Raw genomic sequence first — 10,462 nt, forward strand, 5'->3', positions numbered from 1 at the left:
ATCGATCAATCCTTTCTAATTATTCTTCCAAGTTTCTGTAAGCAATTATTCCTCCAAGTACATTTCTAACTTTGTAGTAGCCCTTGGTTTCCAAGAACTTCTTGGCATTTCCACTTCTAGCTCCTGAGCGACAGTGTACGATGATTTCTTCCCCTTTGTGTTTTTCGATTTCTGACAGCTGATGGGGTAAAGTACTCAATGGGATATTCAATGCACCAAGATTATCCTCTTCGTATTCCCACTCTTCTCGAACGTCGATAAAAGGAAATATTTCGTTTTTATCCAAGCGTTCTTTTAATTCTTCTACGGTTATATCTTCCATTTTGATCCTATTTTACTAAAATTCTAATTGATGTTTGTTCTTTGTTGTTGATAAGCTTAATTAAATATACACCCTTCTGAAGTCCCGCAAAATTAATGATTTTTCCTTTTTGGAAATCCTCAGAGGCCAAGTTTAATATCCTGCCAAATGAATCATAAATCACGATTGAATCAAACACTCCTTCTACAAATAATTTATCCTCGACAGGATTTGGGTAGGCAACTGGTTTTGGAGGCGCTTCTGATTCTTCGGTGACAGGTGCCTCTGGATTTAAATGTGCCCGAATCATCAGCGAACCAGTGACACTTTCGTTTTGTTGCCAGCTTCCACTGACATTATAGAAAATCTCAGTTGCATTGTCCTTGGTTTTGTCCAAACCGACGTGGATGAAATCATTGGTAAATTGCATAAACCCCACAAAGAAAATATCATTTACTTGGACATTGGTGTCGAATTCAAAAAAGGAGAATTCCTGTATGTCCCTACTCTCTGGGATCAGAATTTCTTTGACGATTACCGGTGGTTCATCCAGATCATTCCAGACCATCAAATCCACACCTCTGCCTACTTGGTTGAAATTCGTGAAATTGATGCTTATGCCTCTTAAATAGGTCAATTCATCGATTTCATACCGCACAGCAAGCATCCCAGACCTTTGGTTGATTCCTGCCGAATAATCCACTGATCCATTGTCATATGCAAAATAATCCCTCAAAGGAAGTGTTGTTCTTACCGTATCATTGACCCGATAATCAACGGCATCAAAAAACAAGGTGTCTCCATCAATCAATTTGAAGAGAAATTCATCGCCGGAACTGAGATAGGTTAGGATTTCCCAATCTTGTTGGGTATCAGGAAGTTTGATGTTGAGAAAATCATTGCTGGAAAAAGAACGTCTTTCCAGTGCCAAGGGTACAGGATTGAAAGGTGTGTTATTGTTAATCTTTTGAAGTATAGCTTGGCTGTCCCTTTCCCTGATTTCGACCGTAAATTCCATTGCCCTAAATCGATTGCTCAGGTTGTTGAACTCATTTCTGGTTTTAGCCCAATATCTTTCCGGATTCCTCTTCAATTCAAAAAGGGGAACGGCACTGTGCTTTTCAAATGGTCTGTCATTCGTACTGGTGAGCGATCGGTCGTCAAAAAAGGATGCATTTGCGGACCGGTCCTTGTTCAGAAACACATAATCCAAAAGCCAGCTGTCAAATGGGCCTGAACTTCTTCCACGGGCTTGAAAGCGGAACTGGAATGCGGCATGCTGATAGGAGGGGGGGACAGCAATTGTTTCAGGCGTGAATACTTGTTGGTTATCTTCAAAACCTCCGGCTTGGCTCCAGACTTCCGTCCAAATACCCTGGCCATCCAAAAACAACAAGGTCAATTCGTCCCTAGCATCCGGCAATTCCGCTTTTCCTCCCGCTTGCCAGTAAAAGCTCAAAAATAAAGTATTTGCTTCCTGGGATGTCAGATTGGAAAGATCAATTGGTTTTGAGGTAATTCGATCTGTCAATCCCTGCGCTGTCGGGGCATTTGCATAGGGTTTACCGGTATTGTCTACCCCATCCAAAAGCAAGACACCCAAACTCGGAGGGGAATTCCCCACGGTGTTGGACTTGGTGACTCCTTCTACCATCCACTTGGCAGTATCGATTGCATCTGCTGAGAAATCATCCCAAAAAGGAATGTTAAGTGGAGATTCCTTTATTTTTAAATTTTGATTTTTTGTTTTTTGAGCCTTTACTCTTTCTGGCGTAGGCAATTGTGAGAATTGGGCAAAAGCCTTCCAGCTACCTGAAAATGCAACCAACAGGAAATTAAGCAAGAATATGGCTATTGCCTTTTTCATCAAAAATTGGTGGCTTTGGTTATCTCAGAGATCCAAAGATCAATTGGTTCCCCAGTTTTCACTACAGCACCGAATGGGGGCATTTGCTGCAAAATGGTCCCCTGTGGAACAGTATCCGTTGAGACATAATTGATTCTTCCCATTCTCAATCCAGATCCGATAATCAAAAATTCCGCATCTATTTCATCCATACCAACTAAGTTGGGAACATCCAGGATTTGATTGCCCAATCCATCTCCGACGACAAGATCTATTTGGGAGCCTTTGGCGATTTCGAATCCCTCTGGGATGTTTCTGCCTCTGTATTTTTGTTCAAGCACTACATTGATCCCTATATCTGGGACGTAGATGATTTCACCTCTCACCAATCCGTTGTTGGCCAAAATTTCTTGGACATTTTTTAGGAGACTGTTAACCAAATTCGGCATTTTGATCAAGGGGGCATTCTTGGCATTCAGGGTGATATAAATCTTACGCCCCTGCTTGACCTTACTTCCTGGTTTTGGAGATTGTTTGATTACCGAAAGAGGTTTGCTTTCAGCATTGAACCCACTGTCTGAGGAGATCTCCAACTGGAGATCCCTTGAACTGAGATATTTCTCCAGCTCCGCATATTCGAAACCTTCCAGATCAGGTACGGTTACCGTCTGGCCATGATTGGTGTAGTTAGGCAAAAAGACGTTGAGGAAAATTAATGTAAGGATTAGGATTATACCTATAACGACTGCAATATGAATACTTATTTTTTTGAGGGAGTCTTTTATGGTACCCATTGAGTAGTATTTTTTTTAAGCTAACGTATAGCGTTTGAATAAAATTGAATTTCAAACACAAATGTATTCATTTGAATTGAAATTCAGGGCGCAAATCCTGTACCCAATTTCAAACAATCCTGAAAGATTTCAATCAAGACTGTTTGGAATTGCTGGTTTTTTCAAATGAGGGAATTAATACAGGATAAGCCTTCTGGTTTCGGTAATGGATCTGCTGGTGATTTTCACGACGAATAATCCCTTAGAAAAGAGTTGGGAGCTGAAGGAATATGTCTGATTCAATGTGTTTGGATAATCAATGTCCTGCACCAAAGCTCCTGTAGCTGAGAAAATCTGGATATTTACCATTTCAAAAGTCTCCAGATTAAAGGCGATATTGAAGATTTCCCTTGCCGGGTTAGGGTAAATGACTGTGTTTCCCAAGCCTGGATTTACAGGTTCCTCATTTGCGGCAAGAAATAATTCGACATTGTTTAGGTACAAGGTACTGTTTGTCTCCTCGCCTCCTTCCAACACAAAAGCCAATCTACTCTTTTCGTTTCCTTTTCCGGCGAAGGCCGTCAGATTTACATAGTCTCGAATATAGTCGGTTGAGGAATTTGGATTAACCAGCCCCGTCTGAACGGTGCTGATCTCATTTCCTGTTTTTCGATATACTTCCTGGTAGGTCACACCTCCGTCTTTACTGGCAAGCAATTTGAAAACAGTGCCAGCCGAAACCGGGCCAGATGCCCTATCAAAGAAGACACTTGCTTGACTGCTAATGCTCAAATCAAAGGTAGGAGAGCCTAACCAATAACTGTTGAGCGCTTGTTGCGCATCGATTCTGGCAACATTGCTTCCAGTGGAACCCACTTGCAAGGCCGCCAAATCCCAAGCTTCAAAATTATTCTCGGGATTCACCGTTACCCAAGGACCGATGGAAGTGGCATTGTCAAAATTTTGTCGCCAAGGTGCACGTGTACTTTCTGTATTTTGTACCACATACCTGAGCAAAGTACTTGGGTCTCTGTCGTTTTGATCGAAATTTGGAGCCGTCAGCGCATATCCCAATGAATTCATTCCCATGGAAGTGGACTTGGGTAGGTTGATGTTGGTGGTTCCTCCAGCAGGAAGTGCTAAACCCCGTGCAAGAAAGGATTGTGGGGAATTGTTGTTTGTCCGTCTGGTAAACATAAATCCAGAGACTGGGAGATTTCCGGTATTCGTGATGGAAAGAGTTTCCTGTCTATGTTCTCCGTTGGTAATGGGCTGCGGTTCCACCAACTCATTGATTCTTACGGCATATCGGAAAGTCTCTTGTGATAGGATTTCAATGTCTTTTATATAAATATTGTTTCCGTATCCATTTCTACTGATAAATGCAATTCTAACATTTCCGAAATCGGAGAACTTGGCCAAATTGACAATTTCCCTTCTGAATTGGTTTTCTGAAACAGGGACAAATTCGTCCAAAGTGGGGGCAGATGTTTCCAGAAAATCCCTGCCTTTGTTGTAGGGAGGATTCAAGATATCAAAGGTGTTTCCGCAGTCGGTTGAAACCGCTATCATTAATGCATCACCAAAACCGTTGGCTTCATATGGTGCATGAGCCAAATTGAAAGTTAACTGGGCATTTGGGAAGGCTGACAGGTCTAATTGTGGGGAAATGAAATAATCCAGTTCTCCTGCCCCGTCATATTCATAATGCCGGATCATAATGGCGTTTTGGGTTACGCCTGATATATTCATGTTGCGTTGTTCCCAAGTGATGCCACTATCTGGATTGTCGATGACCCATTTGGTATTGAAATCAGCAGGGATATAGGAGTAGGGCAGTGAGACAACAGTCTGTAAACTTGGAGTGGATGTGATTCGATTGTTTGATGGGTTATTGTCAATAGTGTTGTTGACAAACAGGATATTCGACTCAAATTCATTGCTCCCCGTAGGATTCAAAGTGATGGGGTTGAAAGTGAGAATGGTAGATTCACCAGTGGTAAGGTTTACCGAGAATGTTCTTGTCTCCAAGACCACACCATTGTTTTTGATCTCAACTTGGGTAGTGGTGATTGGATTGGTTCCAGAATTGAATACTTGGATTTGTGGAGTGATTTGATTGGTACAAATGAAATCCTGTGGATTTATGATCCTTTCAAAACCAAGATCATTGCTGACCAATTGGGGGACGATTGTCGCCCTGTTATTCACCAAGGAAGATCTTCTGGGGCTGAACTCCAAAACCACGTTCATTCTGGCGACTTGGCCGACCGTAAAGATATTCATGCAGGCATCAGGAGTATAGTCCATGTAGTTTTCGGCCATGTCCCTGCGATCACACGAAAATCTTGGATTGTCCAAGCGGCAAGAATTGTTTGGAGAACCCTGTAAAGGCGTGTCTGCAACAAAGTCGTCCACACTGCAATCCCCATCTCCCCAAATATGCCTCAGTCCAAAAAAATGACCTACTTCGTGTGTGGCGGTTCTTCCGCGAGAACCACTGACAGCATTGTTTCCTTCCCCAAAATAACGATAATCGATGGTCACACCATCAGTTTCGGCCGGATTGGAAGGGAAATTTAGGCCAGGCAATTCTGAAATTGGAAATGACGCAAATCCAATAAATGGAGAGGTCAGGGGCACGACCCAAATATTCAAGTATTCATCCGGTGGCCATAAAGCCAACTGTCCGATTAAGCCCGCATCGCTGGGGCTGTATGTGGATTTTGGCCCTTGGACCCGCATGATTCCACTGGTTGGCAATCCCCGAGGATCCTGTTTTGCCAGCACAAACTCGATTTGTGCATCCGCAGCTACTCCCAAAAACTCAGAAGGTGTACTGCCGATATCTGGATTTTGTCTTCTAAAATCTTCTGTCAATGTTCGGATTTGGGACTGTATTTGTGCCTCCGGAATATTGGCACCTTCGCCTATGGCAGTACCATTGTGAATGACATGAACAACAACTGGGATAATTCTAGGCCCATTTTGGGTTTTGAATTGGGCGGCAGGACGTCTTTTGATTTCCTGCATTTTGCCGTTCATCCATGCTTCGAAATAGTCCCGACTGCCATAGATGCCCAATAGCTCTTCCTGCATTTTTTCCAAATGGAGAGCGCCGCACTTTTCATCGTGCTGATGTTCAATTGCTTTCCCGAAAAAATTTTGGGAAAAAGTGTTTCTAATGGGTAAAATAAATAAAAAGGATAAGACCAAACCCATCCTAAGTGTCAGAAATATCCTTTTCATTCTTGTTACTTTACATTTAAGCTAGGGCAATATTGACAGCCTCTACTTTGTTGATTTCTGGAATTGCTCGTTTTATAGCTTCTTCCACACCTGCCTTTAGAGTCATAGTGGACATTGGGCAGGAGCTACATGACCCCAACAACTCCAATCTCAGCACCATATCTTCTGTTATTTCTACGACCCTTACATTGCCTCCATCTGCTTCCAGATAAGGTCTGATAGTATCCAACGCCTCTTCCACTTTATTTAATATGTCTGTATTCATTCTGTTTTTAGGAATTTACATGTACCACTTCTGTCTTTGATTTTTCCGAATTTCTGATCGCAACTTGTCTCGCGACACTCTCAGCCAATTTGGAAAAAGCTTCTCTAGTAATCCCATCTTTCAATACTGCTGGGTATCCCGTATCTCCACTTTCACGGATGCTTTGCACGATTGGGATTTCTCCCAAAAAAGGAACATTGAATTTTTCGGAAAGTTTTTGTCCTCCTTCTTTTCCAAAGATATAATATTTGTTTTCAGGCAATTCATCAGGTGTAAAATAAGCCATATTTTCTACAACACCTAAAACAGGTACGTTTATTTGTGGCTGTCTAAACATGGTCAAACCCTTGGTAGCATCGGCAATGGCCACTTTTTGAGGAGTGGTCACAATCACGGCCCCTGTTACGGGGATGGTTTGCACCATTGTGAGATGAATATCAGATGTGCCAGGTGGAAGATCGATCAATAGATAATCAAGTTCTCCCCAGGCTACGTCAGAGATGAATTGCTTCAAAGCTGAGCTTGCCATAGGACCTCTCCATACCACGGCAGAATCCGCCGGCGTCAAAAACCCAATGGACATCAATTTTACACCATATTGCTCAATCGGGTAAATGGTATTCTTACCATCCACCTGCTTCACAGCGGGTTGCTCTCCTTCCACGTTGAACATGATGGGGACAGATGGTCCCGCAATGTCCGCATCGATTAAACCCACTTTTGCACCCAAATTGGCCAATGCCACAGCAAGGTTGCAGGAAACCGTGGATTTACCGACTCCGCCTTTGCCCGAAGCGATTGCGATGATGTTCTTCACTTGGGGGAGCAGCGGTGTATCCCCTCTGGTGGAGGTTACATTGGAGGTCATAAAAATATCGAGTTCAAAACCTTTGCCGAAAGCCTTTTCCAAAGCTTCAACACAATTGTTCTTGATGACTTCTTTCAATGGGCAAGCAGGAGTAGTCAACACCACACTGAAACTGATTTTGTTTCCCCCTGCCTCAAGGTTTTGGATCATTCCCAGGGTGACCAAATCTTTTTTCAAATCCGGATCATCCACTGTGGATAGGGCTTTCAATACCTGCTCTTTGTTAATATTCATGCTTTAAGATTTATAATTGCTGCAATTTAGTCTATAATTATTCTAAATAAAAGATTGGGCTGGTGAATAGCATTGATCTTTTAGCGTTAAAAACGAAACATGATTTCAATCCAAATGGTTTCTCTATTTCTAAGGCTAATGTTTTGCACAAATACTTTTTTTATCTTTGCATTTTCAAAGTGTATTCAATGGGCATTAGCAGAGGAACTACAGACAAGGTCAAAGAGCGGGCAGATATAGAGGAGGTGGTCAATGATTATGTGCCTTTGAAGAAAAAAGGTCAGAACCTCTGGGCCTGTTGTCCCTTTCACAACGAAAAATCCCCTTCGTTTTCGGTTTCTCCTGCCAAGCAGATTTATAAATGTTTCGGTTGTGGAAAAGCGGGTGATCCTATCCAATTTGTCATGGACATTGAGGGGGTGGGTTTCAACGAAGCGATAAGGCATTTGGCCCAGAAGTACGGTATTGAGGTTGAAGAAGACAAAGAAGTTACTCCCCAAGACATTGAGGCATTCAATGAACGCGAGAGTCTTTATATCGCATTGGGGTTTGCAAAAGATTTTTTTGTGGCGAATCTCCAGAAAGAGGAGGGGAAAGCCATAGGTTTCAGTTACTTCAAGGAAAGGGGATTCAGTCAAGCCATTATCGATAAATTTGATCTTGGCTATGCAATGGACGGTTGGGACCATCTGCTCAAGGCCGCCAAAAAATCAGGACATTCGGAGGAAATTTTGTTGAAGGCAGGCCTGATCCTCCAAAAGGAAGGAGAGCCAGAAAGACTGTATGACAGATTCAGGGGAAGGGTAACTTTTACCATCCACAATCTGGGAGGGAAACCCATCGGTTTTGGTGCCAGGATTCTCACCCAAGACAAAAAACAACCCAAGTACATCAATTCCCCTGAGACGGAAGTCTATCACAAAAGCGATGTGCTTTACGGGATGTTTCAGGCCAAAAAATCCATCAGGGAGAAAGACAACTGTTACCTTGTCGAAGGCTACACGGATGTGGTCTCTATGCATCTTTCCGGGATAGAAAATGTGGTTGCCTCCTCCGGTACTTCCCTTACGGAAAACCAGATTAAGCTCATCAAAAGATTTACGGACAATGTAACGGTGCTCTTTGATGGGGATGCTGCAGGAATAAAGGCGTCTTTGAGGGGGATTGACATGCTTTTGGAAGGTGGGCTTAACGTGAAAGCTGTCGTCTTTCCGGAGGGAAACGATCCAGACAGTTATTCCAGGAAGGTCGGGTCCAACGCCTTTCAGGAATACTTGGCGAAATTTTCAAAGGATTTTATCGCCTTCAAGATCAGTTTGTATGCTGAAGAAGCATCCAATGATCCAATCAAACGGGCTGACCTGATCAAACAAGTCGTCCAAAGCCTTTCCAAAATCCCTGATCCGATTATTCGCTCGGTTTACATTCGCCAATCGGCCAATCTTCTTGAGATAGAAGAGGAGATCATCCAGATCGAATTGAACAAAATCCTTTTGAAGGTTCAGAAGGATCAGTTTTATAGAGAACAAAGGGAGGAGAATGAAACTCCCGTTGAGGACTACCTTCCCGTTCAAAAAGAATCGGTTTCCTACACTACCCAGCTTATGGCCCAGGAAAGGGAAATGATGCGGATGTTGGTCAGTTATGGATTTGAAATGGTATCGGAAGACCTGCGTGTGTGCGAATATTTACTCCAGGAAACAGCGGAATTGAATTTCGAGACCCCGGTTTTTGTCAATATTCTCGTGATTTACAAAAAAGCCTTATCGGATGGTTTGCTTCCCAGACCGGAATATTTTTTGGATTCACCTGACCCAGAGGTAAAAAAAGAAGTCATCAATATGATCACCCGCAGGCATGAGATTTCAAAACTTTGGGAAGATAGACATCAGATTTTCACCCCCGATGAGGCAGATGACCTTGCCAAATCGGTGTACGACAGTATTTTGCGACTGAAGCAGAAAGTGCTCAAAAAAATGCTGGAAGAAGCCATTCACAAAATCAAAGAAGGAGAAGCCCAAAAGGCCAGCGATGAAGAAATCTCCCAAAGTCAGATGGTTTATATGGAATTGAAGAAATTTCAGGTTGAAATCGATCGGCAGTTGGGGATTGTTATCAGTTCATAAACCAAACTTTAATTGGGTAAATACAGTTTTCATCAACAAAGCATGTAATTTTACAGGCTCTAAATAATAGCATTCAACAAACTAACATGTCTCAAGAAAATCAACTCCATACCATAGAAGAAGCAATTGAAGCCATTAAGAATGGTGAGGTAATCATCGTGGTGGATGATGAAGACCGAGAAAATGAAGGTGATTTTGTCTGTGCAGCAGAAAAAGTCACTCCGGAAATCATCAACTTCATGGCCACTCACGGAAGAGGTTTGATCTGTGCCCCACTGATTGAAGACCGTTGCGAAAAATTAGGTCTCCAATTAATGGTGGGAAGTAATACTGCTGCTTTTGAAACCCCATTCACTGTATCCGTAGACCTTGTAGGCCATGGATGCACCACGGGTATTTCTACTAGTGACCGTGCCAAAACAATCAAGGCACTGATCGACGACAGCATTCACCCCGATGAATTGGGGAAACCTGGACATATTTTCCCGCTTAAAGCAAAGCGGGGTGGTGTGCTCAGAAGGGCTGGTCATACGGAAGCAGCCATAGATTTGGCAAGACTTGCAGGCTTCTCGCCCGCAGGAGTCTTGGTAGAAATCATGAATGAAGACGGTACGATGGCCAGGCTTCCCGATTTATTCGAAGTGGCCAAAAAATTTAACCTGAAACTCGTTTCCATCAAAGATCTAATCGCCTATAGGCTCAAAAACGAAAGCTTGATCAAGCGCGAGATTGGCGTCAGTATGCCTACAGAGTGGGGAGATTTTGATCTGATCGCTTTTCAACAAACAAATACCGGTGAC

Annotated in this window: 8 protein-coding genes; 2 read left to right on the top strand and 6 right to left on the bottom strand. The window is 42.9% G+C overall.

Annotation, left to right across the window (positions count from 1 at the left end):
• Positions 1 to 19: 19 nt before the first annotated feature.
• The 6 genes from Q7J63_RS12135 to Q7J63_RS12160 all read right to left on the bottom strand — a co-directional run bounded on the left by Q7J63_RS12135 (position 20) and on the right by Q7J63_RS12160 (position 7,536).
• Positions 20 to 322 (bottom strand): rhodanese-like domain-containing protein, encoded by a 303-nt coding sequence (locus tag Q7J63_RS12135; RefSeq protein WP_019597146.1) that lies wholly within the window; start codon positions 320 to 322, stop codon positions 20 to 22.
• A 7-nt stretch (positions 323 to 329) separates the two neighbouring features.
• The gene (locus tag Q7J63_RS12140) at positions 330 to 2,168 is read right to left on the bottom strand and encodes a T9SS type A sorting domain-containing protein (protein ID WP_304886422.1); all 1,839 of its coding nucleotides are present in this window, start codon (positions 2,166 to 2,168) and stop codon (positions 330 to 332) included.
• Positions 2,168 to 2,941 carry a PASTA domain-containing protein gene (locus Q7J63_RS12145; RefSeq protein WP_019597144.1) on the bottom strand — a complete coding sequence of 258 codons (774 nt, stop codon included), beginning with the start codon at positions 2,939 to 2,941 and terminating at the stop codon, positions 2,168 to 2,170. The genes Q7J63_RS12140 and Q7J63_RS12145 overlap by 1 nt, the downstream gene beginning before the upstream one ends.
• Before the next feature lie 174 nt (positions 2,942 to 3,115).
• Positions 3,116 to 6,169 (bottom strand): M43 family zinc metalloprotease, encoded by a 3,054-nt coding sequence (locus tag Q7J63_RS12150; protein ID WP_304886424.1) that lies wholly within the window; start codon positions 6,167 to 6,169, stop codon positions 3,116 to 3,118.
• Between the two features lie 16 nt (positions 6,170 to 6,185).
• Positions 6,186 to 6,434, bottom strand: a complete 249-nt coding sequence (locus tag Q7J63_RS12155) for a NifU family protein (RefSeq protein WP_019597141.1) — start codon at positions 6,432 to 6,434, stop codon at positions 6,186 to 6,188.
• 7 nt (positions 6,435 to 6,441) lie between these two features.
• On the bottom strand, positions 6,442 to 7,536 hold the full coding sequence (locus Q7J63_RS12160) for an Mrp/NBP35 family ATP-binding protein (RefSeq protein WP_019597140.1): 1,095 nt from the start codon (positions 7,534 to 7,536) through the stop codon (positions 6,442 to 6,444).
• A gap of 188 nt (positions 7,537 to 7,724) precedes the next feature.
• Here Q7J63_RS12160 and dnaG point away from each other — a divergent pair, with 188 nt between their 5' ends.
• Positions 7,725 to 9,662: a DNA primase gene (dnaG, locus tag Q7J63_RS12165; RefSeq protein WP_304886427.1), complete on the top strand. Its 1,938-nt coding sequence runs from the start codon at positions 7,725 to 7,727 to the stop codon at positions 9,660 to 9,662.
• Between the two features lie 86 nt (positions 9,663 to 9,748).
• Positions 9,749 to 10,462 (top strand): 3,4-dihydroxy-2-butanone-4-phosphate synthase (ribB, locus tag Q7J63_RS12170; RefSeq protein ID WP_304886429.1); only part of this gene is annotated, 714 nt, incomplete at its 3' end.

Source organism: Rhodonellum sp., assembly GCF_030656585.1.
In the GTDB taxonomy this organism is placed as follows: Bacteria; Bacteroidota; Bacteroidia; order Cytophagales; family Cyclobacteriaceae; genus Rhodonellum; species Rhodonellum psychrophilum.

What these genes read in the sequence shown, in the direction of transcription:
- dnaG (WP_304886427.1), top strand. Translation starts at nt 7,725, where the DNA reads ATGGGCATTAGCAGAGGAACTACAGACAAGGTCAAAGAGCGGGCAGAT.
- Q7J63_RS12155 (WP_019597141.1), bottom strand. Translation starts at nt 6,434, where the DNA reads ATGAATACAGACATATTAAATAAAGTGGAAGAGGCGTTGGATACTATC.
- Q7J63_RS12140 (WP_304886422.1), bottom strand. Translation starts at nt 2,168, where the DNA reads ATGAAAAAGGCAATAGCCATATTCTTGCTTAATTTCCTGTTGGTTGCA.
- Q7J63_RS12160 (WP_019597140.1), bottom strand. Translation starts at nt 7,536, where the DNA reads ATGAATATTAACAAAGAGCAGGTATTGAAAGCCCTATCCACAGTGGAT.
- Q7J63_RS12145 (WP_019597144.1), bottom strand. Translation starts at nt 2,941, where the DNA reads ATGGGTACCATAAAAGACTCCCTCAAAAAAATAAGTATTCATATTGCA.
- Q7J63_RS12135 (WP_019597146.1), bottom strand. Translation starts at nt 322, where the DNA reads ATGGAAGATATAACCGTAGAAGAATTAAAAGAACGCTTGGATAAAAAC.
- Q7J63_RS12150 (WP_304886424.1), bottom strand. Translation starts at nt 6,169, where the DNA reads ATGAAAAGGATATTTCTGACACTTAGGATGGGTTTGGTCTTATCCTTT.